Annotated in this window: 27 protein-coding genes and 1 pseudogene; 13 read left to right on the forward strand and 15 right to left on the reverse strand. The window is 73.3% G+C overall.

Translation table 11 applies throughout. The features are described from left to right. The first annotated feature begins 45 nt into the window (after positions 1-45). Positions 46-590 (forward strand): annotated as a pseudogene (locus RV983_RS32030) (lytic polysaccharide monooxygenase auxiliary activity family 9 protein). Positions 591-725: 135 nt separating this feature from the next. On the opposite strand, the gene RV983_RS32035 reads toward RV983_RS32030, so the two are convergent. From RV983_RS32035 to ltaE, 3 genes are all read right to left on the reverse strand, one after another. Beyond that, positions 726-1,967 (reverse strand): RICIN domain-containing protein, encoded by a 1,242-nt coding sequence (locus tag RV983_RS32035; protein ID WP_475990522.1) that lies wholly within the window; start codon positions 1,965-1,967, stop codon positions 726-728. Between the two features lie 300 nt (positions 1,968-2,267). Beyond that, complete coding sequence (locus RV983_RS32040; protein WP_475990523.1) at positions 2,268-2,915, reverse strand: L,D-transpeptidase family protein; 648 nt, start codon at positions 2,913-2,915, stop codon at positions 2,268-2,270. A gap of 169 nt (positions 2,916-3,084) precedes the next feature. After that, positions 3,085-4,212: a low-specificity L-threonine aldolase gene (gene ltaE, locus RV983_RS32045; RefSeq protein WP_475989197.1), complete on the reverse strand. Its 1,128-nt coding sequence runs from the start codon at positions 4,210-4,212 to the stop codon at positions 3,085-3,087. Between the two features lie 228 nt (positions 4,213-4,440). On the opposite strand from ltaE, the gene RV983_RS32050 reads away from it, so the two are divergent. Beyond that, a complete protein-coding gene (locus RV983_RS32050) occupies positions 4,441-5,391 on the forward strand; it encodes a DMT family transporter (RefSeq protein ID WP_475989198.1) in 951 nt (316 codons plus the stop codon). 21 nt (positions 5,392-5,412) lie between these two features. On the opposite strand, the gene RV983_RS32055 is transcribed toward RV983_RS32050, so the two are convergent. Beyond that, entirely contained in the window at positions 5,413-5,952 is a 540-nt protein-coding gene (locus RV983_RS32055) for a hypothetical protein (protein ID WP_475989199.1), read from the reverse strand. Positions 5,953-6,004: 52 nt separating this feature from the next. Here RV983_RS32055 and RV983_RS32060 point away from each other — a divergent pair, with 52 nt between their 5' ends. Further along, a complete protein-coding gene (locus RV983_RS32060) occupies positions 6,005-6,232 on the forward strand; it encodes a hypothetical protein (RefSeq protein ID WP_475989200.1) in 228 nt (75 codons plus the stop codon). 30 nt (positions 6,233-6,262) lie between these two features. Here the strand turns inward: RV983_RS32060 and RV983_RS32065 are convergent, their stop codons facing one another. Together RV983_RS32065 and RV983_RS32070 are read right to left on the reverse strand one after the other, a co-directional pair. Continuing rightward, positions 6,263-6,454 (reverse strand): hypothetical protein, encoded by a 192-nt coding sequence (locus tag RV983_RS32065; protein WP_475989201.1) that lies wholly within the window; start codon positions 6,452-6,454, stop codon positions 6,263-6,265. Between the two features lie 39 nt (positions 6,455-6,493). Then, entirely contained in the window at positions 6,494-7,201 is a 708-nt protein-coding gene (locus tag RV983_RS32070; RefSeq protein ID WP_475989202.1) for a hypothetical protein, read from the reverse strand. A gap of 96 nt (positions 7,202-7,297) precedes the next feature. On the opposite strand from RV983_RS32070, the gene RV983_RS32075 reads away from it, so the two are divergent. After that, on the forward strand, positions 7,298-8,290 hold the full coding sequence (locus tag RV983_RS32075; protein ID WP_475989203.1) for a DNA polymerase Y family protein: 993 nt from the start codon (positions 7,298-7,300) through the stop codon (positions 8,288-8,290). Here the strand turns inward: RV983_RS32075 and RV983_RS32080 are convergent. Both RV983_RS32080 and RV983_RS32085 read right to left on the reverse strand, forming a co-directional pair. Continuing rightward, positions 8,263-8,478, reverse strand: a complete 216-nt coding sequence (locus RV983_RS32080) for a hypothetical protein (RefSeq protein WP_475989204.1) — start codon at positions 8,476-8,478, stop codon at positions 8,263-8,265. The two genes, RV983_RS32075 and RV983_RS32080, sit on opposite strands and share 28 nt — an antisense overlap. Positions 8,479-8,592: 114 nt before the next feature. Then, complete coding sequence (locus tag RV983_RS32085; protein WP_475989205.1) at positions 8,593-8,802, reverse strand: hypothetical protein; 210 nt, start codon at positions 8,800-8,802, stop codon at positions 8,593-8,595. A gap of 167 nt (positions 8,803-8,969) precedes the next feature. On the opposite strand from RV983_RS32085, the gene RV983_RS32090 reads away from it, so the two are divergent. Further along, a complete protein-coding gene (locus RV983_RS32090) occupies positions 8,970-10,034 on the forward strand; it encodes a CobW family GTP-binding protein (protein ID WP_475989206.1) in 1,065 nt (354 codons plus the stop codon). On the opposite strand, the gene RV983_RS32095 is transcribed toward RV983_RS32090, so the two are convergent. The 3 genes from RV983_RS32095 to RV983_RS32105 all read right to left on the reverse strand — a co-directional run bounded on the left by RV983_RS32095 (position 10,019) and on the right by RV983_RS32105 (position 12,140). Next, positions 10,019-10,477 (reverse strand): hypothetical protein, encoded by a 459-nt coding sequence (locus RV983_RS32095; protein WP_475989207.1) that lies wholly within the window; start codon positions 10,475-10,477, stop codon positions 10,019-10,021. The genes RV983_RS32090 and RV983_RS32095 overlap by 16 nt on opposite strands. Before the next feature lie 37 nt (positions 10,478-10,514). Further along, complete coding sequence (locus RV983_RS32100; protein ID WP_475989208.1) at positions 10,515-11,054, reverse strand: hypothetical protein; 540 nt, start codon at positions 11,052-11,054, stop codon at positions 10,515-10,517. A 108-nt stretch (positions 11,055-11,162) separates the two neighbouring features. Then, a complete protein-coding gene (locus RV983_RS32105; protein ID WP_475989209.1) occupies positions 11,163-12,140 on the reverse strand; it encodes a GlxA family transcriptional regulator in 978 nt (325 codons plus the stop codon). Between the two features lie 160 nt (positions 12,141-12,300). Here RV983_RS32105 and RV983_RS32110 point away from each other — a divergent pair, with 160 nt between their 5' ends. The 3 genes from RV983_RS32110 to RV983_RS32120 all read left to right on the forward strand — a co-directional run bounded on the left by RV983_RS32110 (position 12,301) and on the right by RV983_RS32120 (position 13,757). Then, positions 12,301-12,600: a putative quinol monooxygenase gene (locus RV983_RS32110; protein ID WP_475989210.1), complete on the forward strand. Its 300-nt coding sequence runs from the start codon at positions 12,301-12,303 to the stop codon at positions 12,598-12,600. A 62-nt stretch (positions 12,601-12,662) separates the two neighbouring features. Beyond that, complete coding sequence (locus tag RV983_RS32115) at positions 12,663-12,971, forward strand: DUF4326 domain-containing protein (RefSeq protein WP_475989211.1); 309 nt, start codon at positions 12,663-12,665, stop codon at positions 12,969-12,971. 147 nt (positions 12,972-13,118) lie between these two features. Further along, on the forward strand, positions 13,119-13,757 hold the full coding sequence (locus RV983_RS32120; RefSeq protein ID WP_475989212.1) for an HD domain-containing protein: 639 nt from the start codon (positions 13,119-13,121) through the stop codon (positions 13,755-13,757). An 18-nt stretch (positions 13,758-13,775) separates the two neighbouring features. On the opposite strand, the gene RV983_RS32125 is transcribed toward RV983_RS32120, so the two are convergent. Together RV983_RS32125 and RV983_RS32130 are read right to left on the reverse strand one after the other, a co-directional pair. Continuing rightward, entirely contained in the window at positions 13,776-14,792 is a 1,017-nt protein-coding gene (locus RV983_RS32125; protein WP_475989213.1) for a GlxA family transcriptional regulator, read from the reverse strand. A 102-nt stretch (positions 14,793-14,894) separates the two neighbouring features. Continuing rightward, positions 14,895-15,344 (reverse strand): ATP-binding protein, encoded by a 450-nt coding sequence (locus RV983_RS32130; RefSeq protein ID WP_475989214.1) that lies wholly within the window; start codon positions 15,342-15,344, stop codon positions 14,895-14,897. Positions 15,345-15,454: 110 nt separating this feature from the next. Here RV983_RS32130 and RV983_RS32135 point away from each other — a divergent pair, with 110 nt between their 5' ends. Then, positions 15,455-15,958 carry a metallophosphoesterase family protein gene (locus RV983_RS32135; RefSeq protein WP_475989215.1) on the forward strand — a complete coding sequence of 168 codons (504 nt, stop codon included), beginning with the start codon at positions 15,455-15,457 and terminating at the stop codon, positions 15,956-15,958. 24 nt (positions 15,959-15,982) lie between these two features. Here RV983_RS32135 and RV983_RS32140 read toward each other — a convergent pair whose 3' ends face one another. Both RV983_RS32140 and RV983_RS32145 read right to left on the reverse strand, forming a co-directional pair. Beyond that, a complete protein-coding gene (locus RV983_RS32140; protein ID WP_475989216.1) occupies positions 15,983-17,572 on the reverse strand; it encodes a P-loop NTPase family protein in 1,590 nt (529 codons plus the stop codon). 103 nt (positions 17,573-17,675) lie between these two features. After that, the gene (locus RV983_RS32145) at positions 17,676-17,870 is read right to left on the reverse strand and encodes a hypothetical protein (RefSeq protein ID WP_018534760.1); all 195 of its coding nucleotides are present in this window, start codon (positions 17,868-17,870) and stop codon (positions 17,676-17,678) included. 368 nt (positions 17,871-18,238) lie between these two features. Here RV983_RS32145 and RV983_RS32150 point away from each other — a divergent pair, with 368 nt between their 5' ends. Genes RV983_RS32150 through RV983_RS32165 form a run of 4 tightly spaced genes read left to right on the forward strand, consistent with a single transcriptional unit; the run spans position 18,239 to position 21,680 of the window. Then, complete coding sequence (locus RV983_RS32150; protein WP_475989217.1) at positions 18,239-18,652, forward strand: ankyrin repeat domain-containing protein; 414 nt, start codon at positions 18,239-18,241, stop codon at positions 18,650-18,652. Between the two features lie 47 nt (positions 18,653-18,699). Beyond that, entirely contained in the window at positions 18,700-20,235 is a 1,536-nt protein-coding gene (gene zwf, locus RV983_RS32155) for a glucose-6-phosphate dehydrogenase (RefSeq protein WP_475989218.1), read from the forward strand. Then, on the forward strand, positions 20,232-21,227 hold the full coding sequence (gene opcA / locus RV983_RS32160) for a glucose-6-phosphate dehydrogenase assembly protein OpcA (RefSeq protein WP_475989219.1): 996 nt from the start codon (positions 20,232-20,234) through the stop codon (positions 21,225-21,227). The genes zwf and opcA overlap by 4 nt, the downstream gene beginning before the upstream one ends. A 30-nt stretch (positions 21,228-21,257) precedes the next feature. Beyond that, a complete protein-coding gene (locus RV983_RS32165) occupies positions 21,258-21,680 on the forward strand; it encodes a hypothetical protein (RefSeq protein WP_475989220.1) in 423 nt (140 codons plus the stop codon). Positions 21,681-21,688 lie beyond the last annotated feature (8 nt).

A 21,688-nucleotide genomic window follows, 5' to 3' on the forward strand; every position in this document is an offset into this window, starting at 1 on the left:
CCCAGAAAACCCGGTGCGGCCTTTGTCGGCCTCGGCCTCGCCGGGCTGTCCGTCCTGTCCACCGGTAGCGCCTACAGCCATGGCTGCACGGACGCCCCGATCAGCCGCCAGAAACTGTGCGCCAACGGCAGGTGACCAACTGCGGTGACATCCAGTGGGAGCCGCAGAGTGCCGAGGGACCCAAGGGCTTCCTGTCCGGCGGACCCTCCGACGGCACCATCTGCGCCGGCGGCAACAGCCGGTTCGCCCAGCTCGACAACGCGCGCGGCGGCACCGGCTGGCCGGCCACCTAGGTGACGGGCGGTCAAAGCTACAGCTTCCGCCGGCAGTTCACCGCCGTACACGCGACCGCCGCCTTCACGTACTACATCACGAAGCAGGGCTTCGACCCGAGCCGGCCGCTCACGCGCTCCGCGCTCACTGCGACGCCCTTCCTGACGGTCGACTACAACGGAGCCCGGCCCCCGACGACCGTCACCCACCAGGGCGCCATCCCCACCGGTCGCACCGGGCGCCACATCATCCTGGCGGTGTGGACCGTCGCGGACACGGGCAACGCCTTCTACGCCTGCTCCGACGTGCAGTACTGACCACCTGGCCGCGCCGCCGGGCCCGCCGGTCCCCCCCTCGGCGGCCCGGCGGCGCTGCCGTTCCCGGGGGACGGCCGTGCGGAGCGCCGTCGACCGGCGCTCCGCACGGCAGGTCCGGGGTCCACAAGGTCAGGCTCAGGGGCTCAGCGTCCACTTCTGGTTCGCGCCGCCGGTGCACGTCCACAGCTGGAGCCGGGTGCCGTTGGCGGAGTTGTTGCCCGCGACGTCCAGGCATTTGTTCGCCTGCGGGTTGACGATGTCGTGGGCGGCGGACAGGGTCCACTTCTGGTTGGTGCCGCCGGCGCAGTCCCAGAGCTGGAGCTGGGAGCCGTCGGCGGTGCCGAAGTCCTTGACGTCCAGGCACTTGCCCAGGGCGCGCAGGGTGCCGTCCGCGGCGGCCGTCCACTGCTGGGCGGCCGAGCCGTTGCAGTCGTAGAGCTGGACGGGGGTGCCGTTGGCCGGGTTGGCGCCGGCGACGTCGACGCACTTGCCGGCCAGGCCGGTGATGCGCCCGGTGCCGCCCCCGCCCGAACCGCCGTCGGAGGTGGTGACGCGCACGTAGTCGACGACGAGTTGCTGCGGGAAGGAGGTGCTGCCGTCCGGGTCGCCCGGCCAGTAGCCGCCCACCGCGAGGTTGAGGATGACGAAGAAGGGCTTGTTGAACACCCACTGCCGGCCGCCCAGGTCGGCGGGGGTACGGCGCTGGTAGACGGTGCCGTCGACCGACCAGTTGATGGAGTCGGGGCTCCAGTCGATGGCGAAGGTGTGGAAGGTGTCGGCGAAGGCCTGGCCGCCCGGGAGGGTGTAGCCGGCGCCGATGCCGCCGGACCCCGAGTAGCCGGGACCGTGGAGCGTGCCGTGGACGGAGCCGGGCTCGAAGCCGACGTTCTCCATGATGTCGATCTCGCCGCCGGCGGGCCATCCGACGTCGCCGATGTTGTTGCCCAGCATCCAGAACGCGGGCCACATGCCCTGGCCGCGGGGGAGTTTCATCCGGGTCTCGACGTGCCCGTACGTGGTGGTGAAGCGGCCGGAGGTGTTCAGCCGGGCCGAGGTGTACTGGCAACTGCCGTACCAGCACTGGTACCCGGCGGGGTTCTCCTTGCGGGCGGTGATGACGAGGTGGCCCTGGCCGTCGAGGGCGGCGTTGCGGTTGCCCGCGGTGTAGTACTGCCGCTCGTGGTTGTTGACGTTGTCGCCGGTCTCGATCTGCCACTTGCCGCCGTCGACGCCGTTGCCGGCCGGGCCGTCGAACTCGTCGGCGAAGGTGGTGACGGCCGCCGCGGCGGCGGGGGCCGGTGCCGGGACGCCGCTCGCGGGGCCCGCGGTCGTGAGGGCGGCGAGGGCGAGGAGGCCGGTGACGCCGGCGGCGAGCAGGCCGCGGACGCGCGGGCGTCGGCGCGGGTGTGGGGGGACTGTGTTCACGCGCACTGCCTTTCATGGTGGGCATGTACCTGACATGCGAACAACTGCGGGAGGGCCCGGGCGCTGTCGTGCATGGGGGCGCGGGAGGTCCATCCGCCTTTGTTCAAGGCTTAGTTCACGCCGTGATTGAACTGCCGGGTCAAGAGCCCGTCAAGAGGTCTGGACCAAGAAGAGCGGGCCCGCGCGGGAATCCCCGCGCGGGCCCGCCGCGCACCGCTGTGCTGTCCCGCCACGTGCCCCGGCGGCTGCCCGTCAGGTGCCGGGCTTGCGCCCGTACACGTACACGTCGTCACCGGTCTTGAGCATGCTCCAGTACTTCTTCGCGTCCGCCGAGCGCATGTTCACGCAGCCGTGCGAACCCGGCGGGGACCAGACACTCCCCGCGATCGAGTGGAACGCCTCGCCGCCGTCGAAGAACTGGCTGTACGGCATCGCGACGTGGTAGATCGTCGAGTAGTGGTTGATGTGCCGCCAGTAGATCTTCTTCAGGCCGGTCCGCGTCTCGTAGCCGTTGCGGCCCGTCCGGACCGGCACCGGCCCGAACTTGAGGGTCTTGCCGTCCTGTATCCAGCTGAGCTGCCGGGTCAGGTCGACACAGGCGATGCGCCCCTTGTTCGTGGGGCACTTGCCCGCCTTGTTCGGCGTGCGGCCGGCCGCCTTCTGGGCGTTCATGATCTTCATGACACCCCAGGTCACCGGTCCCGCGTAGCCCGCGTTCGGGTAGATGCCGTTCTTCGTCTGGAAGGCGCGTATCGCGTTGCAGTCGGCCGACGACTGCTTCCCGTCCACGGGCCGCCCGAGGAACTTCTCCACTTGCTTCTGGTACGGCCCCTTGCTCGCTGTGCAGGCCGATGCGGCATGCGCCGTGCCGCCCCCCGCGACGACCGGAGTCACCGCCATCACGGCCACCGCGAGGGCCGCCCCCGCGCGCCGTCCCGCTGACAATCCCGCTCCCATGGTTCCCCTTCCCCGCCTGACCGCCGTGCGACGGCCTCACTCCCTAGGACATCCGGGAGCCGTGGGAGGTTGCGGTGACGGGACGGCGCATCGCGTCAACTACGCGGCATGGTCAGTGGGTTGAGGAACCCTCCAGTGCCTCCCGCACCGTGCGCACCGCCCGCTCCGTGTCCTCGCGGGTGATGTCCAGGTGGAACACGAAGCGCAGCCGCCCCGGGTAGGCGGCGCACAGCACCCCGCGCTCCGCGAGGCGTTCGCGTACCTCGTCCGCGGTCAGCCCCGGCGCCGGCTCGGCGAAGACCATATTGGTCTGCGCGGGTTCGACGACCAGGCCGGGAACGTCCTTGAGGCCCTCCGCGAACAGCGCGGCGTGCGCGTGGTCGTCGGCCAGTCGCGGCACATGGTGCTCCAGGGCGTGCAGCGCCCCCGCCGCCACGACACCGGCCTGCCGCATGCCGCCGCCCAGCGCCTTGCGCCAGCGCAGGGCACGCGCGATGAAGTCCCGTGAACCCAGCAGCGTGGAACCGAGCGGGGCGCCGAGGCCCTTGCTGAAGCAGACCGAGACGCTGTCGAAGTTCCCCGCGATCAGCCGCGCCTGCTCGAACGGGTCGCCGCCCGCGGCCACCGCCGCGTTGAACAGCCGCGCCCCGTCCAGGTGGGTGGCCAGCCCGTGTTCCCGGGCGAGTCCGGTGGCCGCGCGCAGGTAGTCCAGCGAAACGGGCCGGCCGCCGATGGTGTTCTCCAGGCAGAGCAGCCGGGTGCGCGGGAAGTGCGGGTCGTCCGGCTTGACCGCCGCCGCGATGTCCGCCGGGTCCAGCGTGCCGTCCGCGCGGTGCGGCAGCGGATGGGGCTGGATGCCGCCCAGCACGGCCGCGCCGCCGCCCTCCCAGCGGTAGACATGGGCCGACTGCCCGGCGATGTACTCGTCCCCGCGGCCGCAGTGGGTCAGCAAAGCGCACAGATTGCTCTGCGTACCGGAGGACACGAACAGCGCCGCCTCGAAGCCCAGGCGCTCGGCGATCCGCTCCTGCAGGGCGTTGACGGTGGGATCCTCCTTGAAGACGTCGTCGCCCACCGGGGCCTCTGCCATCGCCCGGCGCATCGCCTCGCCGGGCCGGGTGACGGTGTCGCTGCGCAGGTCCAGGACACGGGCGGGGGCCCCGCCGCCGACGTCGCCGACTCCGGAGGCAGCGGCAGGGGCAGTGGCAGTGGCAGTGGGCGTGGCATCGGTATTCGGCATGGCCTCACCCTGCCACGCCCGCCCCGGCGACCCGCGGCCGGTACGATCGCCCGGTGAAGCTCTACTGGCACGTCGTTCTGCCGCCGCTGTGCGCCTGACCGGGCGCACTCACTGACGGCACAGCCCGCCGCGGACCCGCGCCCCCGGCAGGCCACGCGCCATCCGGGGCCGCACCGGTGCGCCCGTTCCGAATCCGCTCCTTCCGATTCGTGACGAAAGGCCACCGCCGTGCCCGAACTCTCTCCCGCAGCCCCCGCGCGCCCGCTCGCGGCCCGACCGTCCGGCGGCCGCGCCCGGTTCACCCAGGGCGCCCTGCCGATCCTGACCGCCGCACTGCTGTGGGGCACCACCGGGACCGCCGCCTCCTTCGCGCCCGCCGGTGCGGCGCCCGCAGCGGTCGGCGGCGCGGGTCTCGTCCTCGGCGGCCTGCTCCTGCTGGCCGGCGCCCGGGGTGTCCCGGCGCTGCTGCGCTCCACCGGGCGGGGCCGCCGTCCGCTGCTCGCCGTCGGCGCCCTCGCCGTGGCCGGGTACCCGCTCGCGTTCCACCCGGCGGTCGCCCGCACGGGCGTGGCCGTCGCCACCGTGATCGCGCTCGGGAGCGCGCCGGTCTTCACCGGACTGCTGGCCTGGGCGGTCCGCCTCCACCGTCCGGGCCCGCGATGGACGGCCGCCACCGCGACGGCGGTGCTCGGCTGTGCCCTGCTCGTCCTGGGCGGCGGAGGCGGTGGCGGTGGCGCGGCCACCCGCACGGATGGCACCGGCGTCGCCCTCGCCGCCCTGGCCGGGTTGTCGTACGCGCTTTACTCACTCGTCGGCGGCCAGCTCATCGGGGGCGGCCACGCCCCCGGCGCGGTGATGGGCGTCCTCTTCGGTGCGGCCGGGGTTCTCACACTGCCGGTCGTCCTGGCGTCGGGGGCGACGACGTGGCTGCCGACCGCGCGCGGTGCGGCCGTCGTCCTGCACCTCGCGCTGCTGACCACGTTCCTCGCCTACCGCCTCTTCGGCCACGGCCTGCGCCGTACGTCCGCCTTCGCGGCCACCACCCTCACGCTCGCCGAGCCCGCGGTCGCCGCCCTGCTCGGCGTCGCCGTACTGGGCGAGCGCCTCGGCCCGCTGTCCTGGACGGGCCTCGGCGTGCTCGGCCTGGCCCTGGTGGTCCTCTCCCGCGGGGACGGGTGAGGGCGGGGCCGGTCCGCGGAGTCAGGAGGAGTACTGGAGTGCCCGCGGCCCGGCGTACAGAGCTGTGAACGGGGCGCTCGACGCCGCGCCGCCGGCCTTCCGTGACAGCGGCAGCCACAGGGAGAGGTTCAGGCTCGTCCGGTCGAACACCTTGCGCGCGCCGAGCTCACCGGCGGCGCGGCCCGCCTCGGCGGCGTCGAGGTGTTCCAGCGCGGCGAGGGCGTCCTGCACGGCGGACCTGTCCGACACGGAGTCCGCGGCGCGGACGCGGAGCAGGCCGATCTGCCGCTCGTCCGGCTGGTGCAGCAGCCAGACGCCGGCCAGCCCCTGCCCCGCGGCCTCCTCGAGGACGGCCGGCCACGCGTGCTCCAGCACCCGGGCGTCGTCCGCCCGCCCCGGGCAGGACCAGCGCTCCAGCCTGCTGACGTGGTGTGTCGAGGCCAGCGGCGTGAGGTCGTGGGCGCCGGCGACCCGCCAGACGCGGCGGTCGACGCGGGTGAAGAACGGCCGGTTCCAGAAGGGGACACCCGGCTCCAGTTCGAGCTGTTCGGTGAAGCGCACGTAGGCGACGGCGTTCTCCCAGGTGTCGAAGACATAGCGGCCGCCGACCTGGTTGGCCGCCGACCTGGTTGACGCCCAGGTGCTCGTCCCTTCGCAGGGGCACGTATTTGTGGTGCATCCCGGGGCGGTCGTCCATGGCGGGACGGTCGGCCTCCACCAGGCCGGCGATCTGCTGGACGGACAGGTCGCCGGGCAGATCGAAGTCGGACGTGAAGGCGGCTTCGGCGGCGATCCGTCCGGCGGGGTGGTCACGGATGTCCCTGGGTGTCCTTTCGCGTGACGCCTTGCCGTCCCGAAGCGCTGCCGCGCCTCACATCGCCGTCGGCGGAAGGTCGTCCTCCTCCACCCGTTCGCCCTCCGCCTGGGAAGGGGTGGTGTGGGGGACGTCGGGGTGGATCTCCATGGTGCTGCGCTCCGCGGGGTCGTACTCCCGCTCGCCCTCCGCCTGGGAGGGGGTCTGGAGGTAGACGCGGGGATCGGTGTCGGAAGCTCTGGAGTTCATGGTGCTCCTCCTTCGCGGGATCCCCTCCATCGTGCTCCTTCAGGCGCGGCGGGGCGAAACCAGCAGGAAGGCAGCCCGGCCGCCGCGGTCGCGGTGGAGCGTGCACTGCCAGCCGTGGGGTTCCAGCAGCGCGCGGCACCGTTCGAGCGCGGCCTCGGCGGGGCCGTCCCCGGGCGAGGGCCAGGAGACCTCGGCGACGCCGTCCTGCGCGGCGGCGGGGGCCACGGTGTAGCCGGGCCGGGTGGCGCGGCCGGAGTCGTCGCGGGCGGACGGCGGGAGGCCCGCGGCCTCCAGGGCGAGGGCGACGGCGTGGACGTACCGGTCGCGTTCCCAGGGTGCAGGGCGGCCGGTGTCGCCGTCCTGGAGGACGCGCCGGATCTCCAGCAGGCCGGACCAGGCCGCCGCGACCTCGGCGGCGCGCGAGCCGGAAGCGGAGCCGGAGCCGGTCCTTCCGTCCCCGGTGCCCCGTCCGTCGTCGGCCGCGAACCCTGACACGCCGGCCTCCGGCTCGCGCGCCGGGTCGCCGCCGGGCTCCGGCGCCGGCCGCGCCGCAGGGAGATCGGTGCGGGCCAGTTCGGCGCGGACGCGCAGGCCCTCCGGGGTCAGGTAGTGGCCGCCGGTGCGTCCGTACCGCACCGCGAGGCCCTGGTTGGCCAGCGCCGTGCAGGTCGCCTCCCGCGCCCCCAGCAGCCCGGTGTTCGCGTCGGACTCCAGGAGGGCTCTGCGCTGTGCGGCGGTCAGGGGCATGAACCGCAGCCTATGTGCCCTGCGCCGGCTCCTGGAATGCCCTACACTCGAAATTCGAGCAGCTGTTCGAATGGAAGGGCGGAGGCGGGCACGACCATGGTCGAACCGGAGCGCTACCAGGACCAGGACCCGGGGCCCTGTGTGCTCTACATCCGCTGCGGCGGCACGGACCCCGCGACGCTCGCCGCCCTGGCGGGGCTGGTCGGCCAGTTCACGCCGGTCGTGCGCGTCGAGCGGCCGGACGCGGTCGTGGCCGACGTGCGCCCCGCGGTGGGCTTCTACGGGCTGCTGCCGGAACAGCTCGCCCTCATGATCAGCACCCGGGCCTCCGCGCTGTACGACGTGGGCCTGACGATCGGTGTCGCCGGCAGCCGCACGGTGGCGTACCTGGCGGCCCACGACAGCCTGGCCGGCCGCATCCGGGCCGTGGACGCCGATCCCGGCGCCGTCGCCGACTTCCTGCGCCCCCAGCCCGTCGCGGCCCTCCCCGGGATCACCGCGGAAGCCGTGAGCGCACTGGTCGTGGCCGGCCTGGGCACCGTCGGCCGGGTGGCCGCCGCTCCGCTGCCCGAGGTGCAGCGGATCCTCGGCGCCGGCCCCGGGCGGGCGGTGTGGGACCGCGCGCACGGCGTCGACGCGGGCCCGCTCGTCCCCGAGTCGCCGCCCGGTTCGCTCGCCGCCGACCGCCTCTTCACGGCCGACGCCACCGACCGGGGCGCGCTGAGCCGGGCCGTCCTCGAACTCGGCCTCGGCCTCGGGGACCGGCTGGGGAGCACGGGCCGCACGGCGACCGGCCTCACCCTCACCATCCGGCTGGGCGGCGGGTCCTCCGTCAGCCGCAGCCGTACTTTCCCCGCCGCCACCTCCGATCCGGGCGAACTGGCGGAGGCCGCCTATGCGATGCACGAGGCGCTCGGCGCGCACCAGGCCCCCGTGCGTGCGGTGGCGCTGCGCGCCGAGGGGCTGTCGGGCGCCGGCGCCGTGCCCGCACGTCCCGTGCCCGCGGGGGCCACCGCACGGGGCCGTGCCGTGCTGCCGTCGACCTTCGCGGTGCACCCCGTTCAGGAGGAGCGCCGGATGTCCTCCTGAACCACCGCCTCGAGCAGCGCGGCCATCAGTTCGCGGCCGTCCAGTGGCCGCGGCTGCGGGGACCGCCGGGCCCGCGTCATGTCCGCGAAGCACGGATCGCAGACGCCGAGGGGGAGGTGCGGGATGCCGCAGTCGCGGACGGTGTCGTCCCCCCGTCCGCAGACATCGCAACGCCAAGATGCCGCCACATGTTCGATGGTGCCCGGTCGGGGCGCTTCGCAACAGGGCGCGACCGGCCCGCGACGCGACGTCAACCTCCGTCGCACCGCGGGCCGTTGCTCCCCGCGGGTGCCGTCGCCCGGCTACGCGTCCCCGATCACGCGCAGTGTGTGCGCCCGCAGCGCGCACGCCACCATCCCGTCGGGGGTGTGCCGCAGTTGCGGCTCGGTCGCCGGGTGGTGCCCGGAGATCAGGTCGACGATGCGGTAGGCGGCCTCCTCGTCCTCCGCCGCTGTGCACACCAGCACCGTGCCGTCTCCTGCCCCGGGCGTGGCGTCCGTTCCCTGTGCCATGCGTCCCCTCCGTCGGTCCCGGTCTGTCGCCGTCACGGTGGACGCGTCGGAAGACAGCGGCGACGGTGCCCCGGTTCTGCCGCCGCCTGCCGTTCACCCGCACGAAGCACCACGCGGTGCAAGCGGCTTACGATGAGTGGCCCGCAGTCGGACCCGGAGAGGAAGCCTTGGCCAAGCAACGGATTCCGGTCGTCGTCCTCGCGGGATTCCTGGGTTCGGGAAAGACCACGCTCCTCAACCACCTGCTGCGCACCAGCGGCGGGACCCGCATCGGCGCCATCGTCAACGACTTCGGCAGCATCAACATCGACGCCCTGTCGGTGGCGGGCCAGGTGGACTCGATGGTCGCCCTCGACAACGGCTGCCTGTGCTGCGCGGTCGACGCGACCGAGATGGACGACATGCTCGCCCGTCTCTCCCGGCCCCAGGCCCGGATCGACGTCATCGTCGTCGAGGCCAGCGGGCTCGCCGAACCGCAGGGCATGATCCGGCTGCTCCTTGCCAGCACGAACACCGCCATCACCTACGGCGGTCTCGTGGAGGTCGTCGACGCCGCCGAGTTCGAGGCCGTCCGGGCCCGTCATCCCGAACTCGACCGCCATGTGCGCGCGGCCGACCTCGTCGTCCTCAACAAGACCGACCGTGTGGACGCCGCGGCGCTCGGCCGGGTCCGCGCGGGCCTGACCGCGCTCGCCCCGGAGACCCCGCTCGTCGAGGCCGCCCACGGCCGCGTCGAACCCGGCCTGCTCTTCGACCCGCGGCCGCGCCCGGCGGACGACGCGCCGGCGCGTCAGCTCTCCTTCGAGGAACCGTCCGCGGACCATGCCGATGACTTCGACTGCAACGACTGCAACGACTGCAACGACCACGAGGGACATCTCCACGCCTCCTACGAGAGCGTCGAGTTCACCTCCGAGGCGCCTCTGCACCCGCGCCGCCTGGCGGAGTTCCTCGACAGCCGCCCCGCCGGGCTGTTCCGCATGAAGGGCTTCGTCCGCTTTGCCGCGCCCGGCCACCGGCAGAAGTTCACCCTGCACGCCGTGGGCGGCTTCCTGCGTTTCACGTCCTCCGCGTGGGCCCGCGGGGAGTCCCGGGCCACCCGCCTGGTCATGATCGGTTCCGGCCTGGACGCGGACGGCCTGCGCAAGCGGCTCGACGCCTGCGTGGCCGCTCCTGCGGCCGAGATCCCGGAGGACGCCATGCTCGGCGTCCTGCGCTACGTACGGCCCTGAGCCCGCCGCCGGCGCGCCTCCCGGGTGGCCCCGCACGCGCACAGCACGGCGGCCGTGAGCGGGATCAGCGGGAGGAGGACCCCGATCGTCCAGTTCAGGACGCTGTGATCGGTGGCCACCCGTGTACCCCACCAGGTGCGCACCACGGACACCACTTGCCCGGGCCTGCCCGGGTACCGCACCATCACCGGATCGTGCGACGCGGCCGGGCGCGCCGCCGTGCCGACCGGCCGTCCGGTGCACTCCGTCGGCGCCCGCCCCCGTTCCCCGGTGCGCTTCTCGCACTCCAGGAGCACCACGCGCTCCTCACGGCCCAGCGCCCCGACGTCGAACGCCCCATGGGCGGCCGTGAAGGCCGCCACCGCCAGCAGCAGCGCGGTGAGCAGCGACCACACCAGGCAGACGGCCTTCGCGCTGCCACGCCTGCGCCGCTTCGCGAGCACACCCTCAGCGTAGGCCGTCCGCCCCGCTGCCTGCGGGTCAGAAGAACCCGACGACCAGCCGTACCCCGCCGCCGCCGAATCGCCCCGCCATCGCCCGCATCACGGCGAGGGCACGCGGCCAGTGCGTCTCCCCGCCCAGTACCACACCCGCGGTCAGCGGTTCGTAGTGACAGGTCCCTGTCGGAACCGGCCACTCGGTGCTCCGATCCTCGCGCAGCCCCGGCGGCGCCGGGCCCGTGACGGCGAGGACGTCCGCGGGCCATTCGGACGGCACCAGCCACTGATCGAGCGAGTGCGGCAGGGCGGTCCGCATCCAGGTCAGCCGCCCCGCGAGATGAGCGGGGGCAGCAGTGGCTGGCAGAGCGGCCGACTCGGACCACGTGACCCAGGTGGTGTCCTCCAGTTCGGGGCCGTCCGCCCGACGCAGGGAGGGCGCCAAGCCGCCGGACAGCTCGTCGGGCAGCCCGCGTCCCGCCGCGAGGGGACGGAACCCCGCGGAGTCGCGCACGCCGAACAGCGGGCCGAAGGCAGTCCTGCTCGTCGTCCAGCCGCCACAGGTCCACGGCCAATGACCCATGGCTCACCGTCGTAGAAGTCCGTGCCCGCGCCGGGATGCCGGAACCCGATGCCGCCGTGGACGTCCGGGCACCCGGCGATGTCGCGCGGCGATGTCGCGCGGCGCCGGTCAGCGGCCGCGCAGGGCGCCGGCCGTCGTGCCCGCGCGCTCGCGCAGAAGAACGCGCAGGGTGTTGGCGTGCTCGTAGCCGACGCGGCGGGCGACGGCCTCAACGGGCAGGTCGGTGGTGCGCAGGAGGTGCGAGGCCCGCTCCACGCGCAGGTCCTGGACGAAGCGGACGGGGGAGACGCCGAGGACGCGGCGCACCGCGCGCTGGAGCGTGCGTTCCCCGACACCGACGGCCCGTGCGGCCTCCGCGATGCCGATCGGCTCGTCGAGCCGGTCCCGCACCCACCGCTCGAAGGCGGCGACGGTCGGGTCGCTCTGGGCCAGCGCGCTGGGGATGATGTACGCGGACTGGGACGCCCGGTGGTCGACGACGAGGTAGCGGGCGACCAGGTCGGCCAGCGCCGGGCTGCTCATGCGGACGACGGCGAGGGCCAGGTCGACGTGGCCGAAGGCGGCCCCCGCGGTGGTCACGCCCTCGCACGTGGTGACCACGCGGGTCTCGTCGACGGTGACCGCGGGGTAGCGCTGCCGGAGGACCGGTGCGAGCCACCAGCTGGTGGTCGCGCGCAGCCCGTCCAGGACGCCGGACTCGGCCAGCAGGAACGTCCCCGTGCACGCCGAGGCGATCGGCTGCCCCTCCTGCCGGGTACGGGCCACCAGCCGGCGCACCGGGGCCGTCCCGGACCCCGCCACACGCTCCAGCAGGGCGTCCGGGCGGCGCTCCGCGAGGGCCGGCACGAGCAGCAGGTCCGCCCCCGCGGCCGCCGCGAAGGGCGCCGCGGCGACGGTGTGCCCGGCCCCGGTGCGCACACGGCGGCGGTGCGCACACGGCGGCGGAAGCCGACGGTCGTCACGTTCCACTCCGGCGGGGGGCTGCGGCAGCTCCCCGCGCACGGCGTTGGCCGCCTGGAGCACGTCGAGAATCGCGGAGAGCCCCGAGTCGAAGACCCCGTCGTACGCCACCACGGCTATGTCCATGACGGGAACGCTATGGGACACGCCGTTTCCGACACTGGGAGGAGACGCCGGGCGCACCTAGCGTTCTCGGTGTCCGGACGGATCGCTCACGCCGACGAACCCGGGCTTCCGGGTACCCCGGAACCCGGGTACCCGGGAACGCCCAGAATCGGAGCATGTGATGACGAAGATCGGTCTCCTGGTCCGCATCGAGGCCAGGCCCGAGCACGCGGCCGAGGCCGAGACGATGCTGCGCGACGCACTGGAGCTCGCGCGGGCGGAAGCGGGGACGGTCACCTCGTTCTCGTTCCGCGAGAGCCCCACCGTCTTCGGGGTCTTCGACTCCTTCGAGGACGAGACCGGTCGCACCGCCCACCTCCAGGGACGCATCGCCGAAACCCTTCAGGCGGCGGCCGGGTCGAAGCCGGCGTCCCCGCCCGACATCCGCCGGGTCGACGTGCTCGCGGCCGAGCTGCCCTGACGCCGCCCCGTTCGTCCACCGTCCACCGTCCATCGTTCACGGACGCAGGGAGGGAGCAGGCCATGGCCAGGACCACGGTCGTCAATCTCAAGGGCCACCGCGGCGACCCCGACTACGCGGACGTCGTCTACGTCGGCCGTCCGGCCCAGCGCGGCGGCTGGCATCTGCCGGGGTCCCCGCTGGCCAGCCCCTTCCGGCCGGGGCCGGACGGCACCCGTGAGGAGGTCCTGGAGATGTACCGGGACCACCTGCTGTCGCGGCCCGATCTGCTCGCGATGCTGCCCGGCCTGCGCGGCCGGCGACTGGGCTGCTGGTGCGTGCCCGAGCCGTGCCATGCCCAGGTCATCGCGGAACTGGCCGACCGCGACTGACGTTTGGCGCGGGCGCGGCGGCGATGTCCCGATCCGTGGGTCACGTGTCCCCATGGACCCGGGCCGGCGCGCCCCGTGCGACGCAGACTGGATCTGTCGGCCCCGGGCCCCGCCGGGGCGACAACACGAACTTCCTGGAGACACGCCATGGCCGAGATCATCGCGGACGTCGAGGTGCCCGAGACCAAGCTGGTGCACGAGGCCACCGAGCTCGTGCGGGACGCGGCGTCACCGGTCGTCTTCCACCACTCGCGCCGGGTCTTCTTCTGGGCCTCGATGCGCGGCCGCCTGCGCGGGTGGGACTACGACCCCGAACTGCTCTACGTCGGCGCCCTCTTCCACGACCTCGGACTGACCGAGCGGTTCGCGCGGACGGACCAGCGCTTCGAGATCGACGGCGCCGACGAGGCCCGCCGCTTCCTGCTGGAGCACGGCGTCGACAAGAGCCGCGCCCGCCTGGTCTGGGAGGGGATCGCCCTGCACACCACGCCGGAGATCCCCTGGCACATGGCGCCGGAGATCGCCCTGGTGACCTCCGGGGTCGAGGTGGACGTCCTCGGCATCGGCTACGACGAGATCCCGGCGGAGCAGCGGGAGGAGGTCGTCGCCGTCCACCCGCGGCCGGACTTCAAGAACAACATCCTCAAGGAATTCACCCACGGCATCGCGCCCCGCCCTGACACCACCTTCGGCAATGTCAAGGCCGACGTGCTGGAGCGCTTCGTGCCCGGCTATGTCCGCGGCAACTTCGTGGACACCATCCTGGAGTCGCCCTGGCCCGAGTGAGCGAAGGCCTCCCCGTGCTCAACCCCGGTCGGGGGAGGACCCGTTGGGGTGGGTGGTGCGGAAGCGCTCGCGGTACGCGCCCGGGCTGACGCCCAGCCTGCGGCGGAAGGCGCGCCGCATCGTCTCCTCCGACCGGAAGCCGCTGCGCCGGGCGACGGTGGACAGGGCGTCGTCGCCCGCCTCCAGCAGCGCCTGAGCGGCCTCCACACGGACGCGCTCGACGTACTCCGCGGCGGTGCCACCGGTCTCGTGGCGGAACAGCCGGGTCAGATGACGGGGGGACACCCCCGCACGCCCCGCGAGCGCCGGCAGGCTGTGGTCGCCCACCGGATCGGCCGCCACCTCGTCCAGCACGTCGCGCAGCACCGACTGCGCGGCGTGCCGCGACGTCTGGCGCACGCTGAACTGCGACTGCCCGCCGGGCCGCGCCATGAAGACCACCAGGTACTTCGCGACGGCGCGGGCGACCTCCGCCCCGTGGTCGGACTCCACGAGCGCCAGCGCCAGATCGATGCCGGCGCTGATCCCCGCCGAGGTGATGAAGCGGCCGTCACGTACGAAGATCGCGTCGGAGTCCACCCTGATGGCGGGATACCGGGCGGCCAGATCGGCGGCGAGCCGCCAGTGCGTGGCGGCCCGGCGTCCGTCCAGCAGCCCGGTCGCCGCCAGCGGGAACGCCCCGGCGCACACGGCGGCGACGGTGCGGGAGTTCTCCGCGAGCCGGGTGACGGCCTCGATGAGCGGGGTGTCGGAGACCGCGGCCCACCAGTCGGACCGCCCGGGGACGACGAGGGTGTCCAGGGGGAAGTCGACCGCGTCCAGCGCCATGTCGGGCATCAGGGGCAGCCCGGCCGTGCTGGTCACCGGCTTGCCGTCGAGGGAGGCCGTGTACGTCAGGTAGTCCGCGCCGTACTCGTTGGCGACGGTGTACACCTCGAGCGGCCCGGCGACGTCCATCAGCTGCACCCCGTCGAAGAGCACGACCAGGACGCGGTGCGGTGCCGTCCGGCCGGGGGACGCGGTGCCGGTGTTCACGCCGAATGCCTCTCCGTCGGTCGCTCCGGGGCCGGCCGTGCCGGACCGCGGGGTCACGACCATCATCACCCGGCGGCCGGACCGCCCCCACGGGGGTGACCGTCAGACCGGCTGGGCGGACCCAGTCGGCGCGACGGGCCGGTGGAGCGGCGCCAGGCACCGTGTGGTCACCACCCGGTGCGTGTGCTCGTCGTCGTGGATGGCGGTCGAACCGGCGAGCCGACGCACGATGTCCAGCCCGCGCCCGTGCTCGTCCGCCGGGGTGCCGTCGACCGGCCCGGTCGTCCCCGGCCTGGAGTCCCCGGTGTCGGTCACGGTGATCACCAGCCCCCGCCCGCAGATGGTGAGGCGCACCGACATCTCGGCGCGGCCGTGCCGCGCCGCGTTGGCGGCGAGTTCGTCGACGATCAGCTCGGCGCAGTCCCGGTCCTCGGTGGCCAGCCCCCACATCACCAGCATCTCGGAGGTGAAGTGCCGGGCGGTGCTCACGTAGGCCGGTTCGGCCGGCTGTACCAGTTCCGCCGATTGTGTGGAGAGGATGTCTGCGGACATGACCCCGGCCCTTCAGCGATGAGATCCGCGTTCCCCACGACGGCGGGGAAGCGCCGTCCACGCCGAGCGGGTGCCGCGCCCCGGCGGACCCGGGCGGCTAGCGTGGACAGGTGCGTCTACTTGTGATGTCCGATACGCACGTGCCCAAACGTGCCAAGGAGCTGCCGTCCGAACTCGTGGGCCTGATCGCACACGCGGACGTCGTCCTCCACGCCGGCGACTGGGTGGACGAGGCGACCCTCGATCTGCTCCAGGCGCGCGCCCGGCGCGTGATCGGTGTCCACGGGAACAACGACGGCCCCGGCCTGCGCGCCCGGCTGCCCGAGGTCGCCCACGCGGAACTCGGCGGCCTGCGCTTCGCCGTCGTCCATGAGACCGGGCCGGCGCAGGGGCGGGAGCGCCGCTGCGAGGAACGGTTCCCCGGAGTGGACGTGCTCGTCTTCGGCCACAGTCACATCCCCTGGGACTCCACGGCGCCCGGCGGCATGCGGTTGCTCAACCCCGGTTCGCCGACCGACCGCAGACGGCAGCCGCACTGCACCTACCTGACCGCGGAGGTGGCGGGCGGCGCGCTGACGCAGGTCGTCCTGCACCGGTTGCCGCCGCGCACCTGAGGTCGTATGCCTCGCGGCCGGCCGTCAGTGCTCCAGCGCCGGCCCGCCGGCCGGCCGCACGCGCGCCCCGGCGGGGGCGTCGGGCACCTTCGGCGGGTTTGCCACGGGGACGACGCCGGCCGCCGGGAGCAGGGACAGCACCGCCTGCCGGTGGGCCTCGCTGGTCTCCTCGTCGTACGGGTCGGGAGTGGCGGGCACCTGCATGCGCAGCACCGGACCGGTGCCCAGCCGCGCGTAGCCGCGTCCCGCGGGGACCTGCGCGGCGGAGGTCGTGCCCTGGGGCGCGCCCAGCACGGCCTGCGTCTGGTCGGTGCTGACCGCCCCCAGCAGCACCCGTGCGCGGGTGTGAGCGACGACCACCTGCGACAGGGAGTCGGCGGTGTCCAGCTGATCGGCGACGGCCACGGTGACCCCGGCCCCGCGCCCGTGGCGCAGCGGAACGTCCAGCAGTTCCTGCGGGTCGGGCCGGCCCTCGGCGTGCGCGAGCTGGGTCAGCGCGGTCGGCCCGTCGACCAGGATCCACAGGGGCCGCCGCACGTCGTCCGGCGCGCCCCGGCCGGCCTGCCGGGCCCGGTTGACGGCGATGAGGCGCCGCTCGGTCTCGTGTGCGGCCCACTCCAGGGTGGCCAGCGCGCCGGCGAGTCCGCTCTCCACCGCCAGTACGCCCGGCCGTCCGTTGAGGCAGGCGTACTCCCCGGTCCCGCTGCCGTCGATGACCACGAGGTCGCCGTCCGGGAGGGCCTGGAGCGCGATGGACCGCAGGAGCGTGGTGGTGCCCGTGCCGGGGCGGCCGAGTGCGAGCAGGTGCGGTTCGGTCGAGCGCGGCCCGGTGCGCCACACCACCGGCGGCGCGTCGCGGACCTCCTCGCCGTCGGTCACGGGCACGGTGCGCTGTACGGCCTCGGCATCGGTGAAGCCGAGCACGGTCTCGCCGGGCGCGGTGACGAAGCGCTGGGCGGCGATGCCGGTGGGCAGCGGGGGCAGGGCGCTGAGGGTGAGGTGGTTCTCCTCCTCGTTCCAGTCGAAGCGGTACTCCCGGCCGCGTCCGGCCTTGGCGTGCAGGACATGCTCCACCCGGGCCCGCGCCACGGACTCCCCGTCGGTGAAGTACGCGGGGTACTTCAGGTGCAGCCGGGTCAGCCGGCCGTCCTCGAACTCGTAGTCGCCGAAGACGTTCTCCCAGCTCCCGTCGTGCGCGTACAGCGGGCTGGGGTCGCCCGGGTCCGACAGATAGGGCACCAGCGACTCGTACAGCGCGGTCAGCCGGTCGTTCTCCGCGCCGCTGGGACCGCTCGGCGCCGGAGTACGGTCCCGGCCCATCCACGCCGCCGAGCCCATCAGGGCGGCGACGGCCAGGTAGGCGCCGTACGGCAGGAGCACCAGGAGCAGGAAGCCCGCCCCCACCGCGGCCATCAGCGCCGGGCCGCGGCGGTCCTGCGGGGTCTTGCCCCACCAGGCCCGCAGCCAGCCGAGCTGGCGGCGCATCCCGCGGGAGATCACGATCAGCGGATGGAGCACATCGGTGGCGCTGTCGGCGACGCCGCGCGCCATGTCGCGCCCGCGGGCGAGCGCGAGGCGGCTGCTCAGCAGAGTGGGGAGGGGGCGCCGGGCCACGAGGAGCTCCAGAGGATCGCTGCGGGACGGGAACGACAACGGGGGCGGGCCCGGTGCGAAGGCGCGCCGGGCCCGGTGCGTGGACCGTGCGGTGACGGCCCGGCTAGAACTTGATCCCGCCCAGCAGGCTCGCCAGGCTCGCCCCTCCGGCCTTGATGCTCGGGGCGATGGCGGTGCCCGCGAGGTAGAAACCGAACAGGGCGCAGACAAGTGCGTGGGAGGCCTTGAGGCCGTCCTTGCGGAAGAACAGGAAGACGATGATGCCGAGCAGGACGACGCCTGAAATGGACAGGATCATGGGGCTACTCCTGTGTGATGGGGACTGTCACCATGAGTTGTTCCAGAATTACAGAAAGTAATAAGATCTGAAAAGCAGCAAATGGGTGATTTATGGAAGAATTCGCCCGATCGGCCCTGAAGGGCGGTTTCTCCGGCGTGATCCTTGCCGGTCGCCCGGCGTGTCATGTGGCAGGCCCCGCCGAAGGAGCAGTGAAGTCCCCCGAACGAGTGATCGTCGTCGTCAGGGTTCGGCCATGGCTTCTCGTACCGTCCCCGCCGGTGGATCGTGCCGGAACCGGGCATGCGGCGGGTGTGAAGGTGGTTGACGCTGCATAAGGTGGATCACACGGACCCCGCGCAGTCCCCCGTCCATTCGAGTGAGGAACGATGAGCGAGCCGACCCCGCAGGCCGAACCGGCGCACGATCCCGAGGTGCTGCAGCTGGCGGCCAAGGTCTTCGACCTCGCCCGTCAGGGCGGAACCGAGACCCTGGTGGCCTACGTCGACGCCGGTGTGCCCGCCAACCTCACCAACGACCGTGGCGACACGCTGGTGATGCTCGCCGCCTACCACGGCCACGCCGCGACCGTCGCCGCCCTGCTGCGGCACGGCGCCGACCCCGACCGTCCCAACGACCGCGGCCAGACCCCCCTGGCCGGTGCCGTGTTCAAGGGCGAGGACGAGGTGGTCCGCGCTCTGCTCGACGCCGGGGCCGACCCGGCCGCCGGCACCCCCTCGGCCATCGACACCGCTCGCATGTTCGGCAAGACCGACCTGCTCGAACTCTTCGGCGCCGCGTGATGCCGCGCGCCGCGACGACCCGACGGACCGCGAAGAGAAGTGGACCCATGACGGAAACCGACAGCTGGATCAACCCGCTGCGCGATCCATCCGACCTGCGGCTGCCCCGCATCGCGGGCCCCTCCGGCCTGGTGATCTTCGGTGTGACCGGTGACCTGTCCCGCAAGAAACTGATGCCCGCCGTCTACGACCTGGCCAACCGGGGGCTGCTGCCGCCGGGCTTCTCGCTCCTCGGCTTCGCCCGCCGCGACTGGGCGGACGAGGACTTCGCCCAGGTCGTGCACGACGCCGTCAAGGAGCACGCGCGTACCCCCTTCCGCGAGGAGGTGTGGCAGGAACTCGCGGCCGGTATGCGCTTCGTGCCCGGCGACTTCGGCGACGACGAGGCGTTCGAGAAGCTCCGCGTCACGGTCGAGGACCTGGACAAGGCCCGGGGCACGAGCGGCAACTTCGCCTTCTATCTCTCCGTGCCGCCGAAGTTCTTCCCGCAGGTCGTGCAGCAGCTGAAGAAGCACCGGCTGTCCGAGGCCCCCGAGGGCTCGTGGCGCCGGGCCGTGATCGAGAAGCCGTTCGGGCACGACCTGGTCAGCGCGCAGGAGCTCAACCGCGTCGTCCACGAGGTCTTCCCGCCCGCCGAGGTGTTCCGGATCGACCACTACCTGGGCAAGGAGACGGTCCAGAACATCCTGGCGCTGCGCTTCGCCAACACGATGTTCGAGCCGCTGTGGAACCGCAGTTACGTCGACCACGTGCAGATCACGATGGCCGAGGACATCGGGATCGGCGGCCGGGCCGGCTACTACGACGGGATCGGCGCGGCGCGGGACGTCATCCAGAACCACCTGCTGCAACTGCTGGCGCTGACCGCCATGGAGGAGCCCGCCTCCTTCGAGGCGAGTTCGCTCGTGCAGGAGAAGCTCAAGGTCCTCCAGGCGGTCAAGCTGCCCGCCGAGCTCGGCAAGCACACGGTGCGCGGGCAGTACGCGCACGGCTGGCAGGGCGGCGAGGAGGTGTCCGGCTACCTGGAGGAGGAGGGCATCGACCCCGACTCGACGACCGACACCTACGCCGCCGTCAAACTCGGCGTCGACAACCGCCGCTGGGCGGGCGTCCCCTTCTATCTGCGCACCGGCAAGCGGCTCGGCCGCCGGGTCACGGAGATCGCGGTGGTCTTCCAGCGCGCCCCGCACCTGCCGTTCAGCCGTACCGACACCCAGGAACTGGGGCAGAACGCCCTGGTCATCCGCGTGCAGCCGGACGAGGGTGTGACCGTGCGCTTCGGCTCGAAGGTGCCCGGCACCTCGATGGAGATCCGCGACGTGTCGATGGACTTCGCCTACGGCGAGTCCTTCACCGAGTCCAGCCCGGAGGCGTACGAGCGGCTCATCCTGGATGTGCTGCTCGGCGACGCCAACCTCTTCCCCCGCCCGCAGGAGGTGGAGGAGTCCTGGCGCATCCTCGACCCGGTCGAGAAGCACTGGGACACGCAGGGCAAGCCCGAGCAGTACACCGCAGGGACCTGGGGTCCCAAGGCGGCGGACGAGATGCTCGCACGAGACGGCAGGAGCTGGCGCCGGCCATGAACATCGACCTCACCCACACCACCTCGGCCAAGATCAATTCGGCGCTGGTGCGCGCCCGCAGGAGCGTGGGCAGTCCGGCCGTCGGCATGGTGCTGACCCTCGTCATCGTCACCGACGAGGGCAACCACTACGACGCGCTCAAGGCCGCCTCGGACGCCTCGCGCGAGCACCCCTCGCGCATCCTGGTGGTCATCAAGCGGCCCGGCCGCTCCCCGCGCGAGCGCAAGAGCGCCCGCCTGGACGCCGAGGTGCGCGTCGGCGGCGAGACCGGCACCGGTGAGACCGTCCTGCTGCGGCTGCACGGCGAACTCGCCGACCACGCCCACAGCGTGGTGCTGCCGCTGCTGCTGCCCGACGCGCCCGTCGTCGTCTGGTGGCCGGTCGACGCCCCCGACCACCCGGCCGAGGACGCACTGGGCGCGCTGGCGCAGCGCCGGATCACCGACGCGTACGCGGTCGAGCGCCCGCTGGAGCAGATCGACGCCCGTGCCGCCTCCTACCGGCCCGGCGACACCGACCTGTCCTGGACCCGGCTGACGCCCTGGCGGTCCATGCTGGCCGCCGCGCTCGACCAGGCACGCGTCACCGTCACGTCCGCCGTGGTGGAGAGCGAGGCGGACAACCCCAGCGCCGAACTCCTCGCGCGCTGGCTCGGCAACCGGCTGGGGGTGGCGGTGGACCGCGTCGTCACCGACGGCCCGGTGGTCACCGCCGTACGGCTGCGCACCGCCGGCGGCGACATCCACATCGACCGCCCGGAAGGCCCGCTGGCCACCCTCTCCATCCCCGGACAGCCCAGCCGGCACCTGGCGCTGATGGTGCGCACCACCGCGGAGCTCATCGCCGAGGAACTGCGGCGCCTCGACCCGGACGAGATGTACGCCACGGCCCTGCGCCACACCGAGGACGCCTCGGCGCCGCGCCGCGCGAAGACCACCGCCCGCAGCACCGCGAAGCGCGCGACCCCGGCGGCACCGGAGGCCGCCAAGTAGACGGACTGCCGCACGAGCACGCCGGGTGCCGTGCACACCGCCGCAAGCGCGAGCAACGCGGCCGTGGTGAACAGCCAGCACACCACGACCGTCAGCGCCGACTGCGCGTGTGCCCGCCACCCGGCGCGCCCGCTCCTGAACGTGAGCCGCGCGTGCAGCTCCGTCGTCAGCACGGTCGAGGCCGCCGTCACCACGGCGTTCGCCACCGCGAAGGGCATCGGCCCGGACAGCAGGACCAGCACCCAAGAGGACGCCAGCCCCACACCGCCGCCGCACAGGGTGAACCGCGCGAAGGCGCCCATGGTGCCCGGCGCGGCGTCCGAGGCGGAGGGGGTGGCGTCGGAGGCGGTGTCCGACGTGGGGCGTCGGCTGAGGCGGATCCGGTCCCCGGTCATGGTGTCCATGACCCGAAGGCTGCCCTTCCCCGCTGACAGGGCGCTGACCGCGCGCTGACACGCCCC

The organism is Streptomyces sp. RLA123 (assembly GCF_056270165.1).

Coding starts and splice junctions, on each gene's coding strand:
- RV983_RS32040 (WP_475990523.1), bottom strand. CDS start 2,915: ATGGCGGTGACTCCGGTCGTCGCGGGGGGCGGCACGGCGCATGCCGCA.
- ltaE (WP_475989197.1), bottom strand. CDS start 4,212: ATGCCGAATACCGATGCCACGCCCACTGCCACTGCCACTGCCCCTGCC.
- RV983_RS32065 (WP_475989201.1), bottom strand. CDS start 6,454: ATGAACTCCAGAGCTTCCGACACCGATCCCCGCGTCTACCTCCAGACC.
- RV983_RS32070 (WP_475989202.1), bottom strand. CDS start 7,201: ATGCCCCTGACCGCCGCACAGCGCAGAGCCCTCCTGGAGTCCGACGCG.
- RV983_RS32075 (WP_475989203.1), top strand. CDS start 7,298: ATGGTCGAACCGGAGCGCTACCAGGACCAGGACCCGGGGCCCTGTGTG.
- RV983_RS32085 (WP_475989205.1), bottom strand. CDS start 8,802: ATGGCACAGGGAACGGACGCCACGCCCGGGGCAGGAGACGGCACGGTG.
- RV983_RS32100 (WP_475989208.1), bottom strand. CDS start 11,054: ATGGGTCATTGGCCGTGGACCTGTGGCGGCTGGACGACGAGCAGGACT.
- RV983_RS32105 (WP_475989209.1), bottom strand. CDS start 12,140: ATGGACATAGCCGTGGTGGCGTACGACGGGGTCTTCGACTCGGGGCTC.
- RV983_RS32110 (WP_475989210.1), top strand. CDS start 12,301: ATGACGAAGATCGGTCTCCTGGTCCGCATCGAGGCCAGGCCCGAGCAC.
- RV983_RS32115 (WP_475989211.1), top strand. CDS start 12,663: ATGGCCAGGACCACGGTCGTCAATCTCAAGGGCCACCGCGGCGACCCC.
- RV983_RS32120 (WP_475989212.1), top strand. CDS start 13,119: ATGGCCGAGATCATCGCGGACGTCGAGGTGCCCGAGACCAAGCTGGTG.
- RV983_RS32130 (WP_475989214.1), bottom strand. CDS start 15,344: ATGTCCGCAGACATCCTCTCCACACAATCGGCGGAACTGGTACAGCCG.
- RV983_RS32145 (WP_018534760.1), bottom strand. CDS start 17,870: ATGATCCTGTCCATTTCAGGCGTCGTCCTGCTCGGCATCATCGTCTTC.
- RV983_RS32150 (WP_475989217.1), top strand. CDS start 18,239: ATGAGCGAGCCGACCCCGCAGGCCGAACCGGCGCACGATCCCGAGGTG.
- zwf (WP_475989218.1), top strand. CDS start 18,700: ATGACGGAAACCGACAGCTGGATCAACCCGCTGCGCGATCCATCCGAC.
- opcA (WP_475989219.1), top strand. CDS start 20,232: ATGAACATCGACCTCACCCACACCACCTCGGCCAAGATCAATTCGGCG.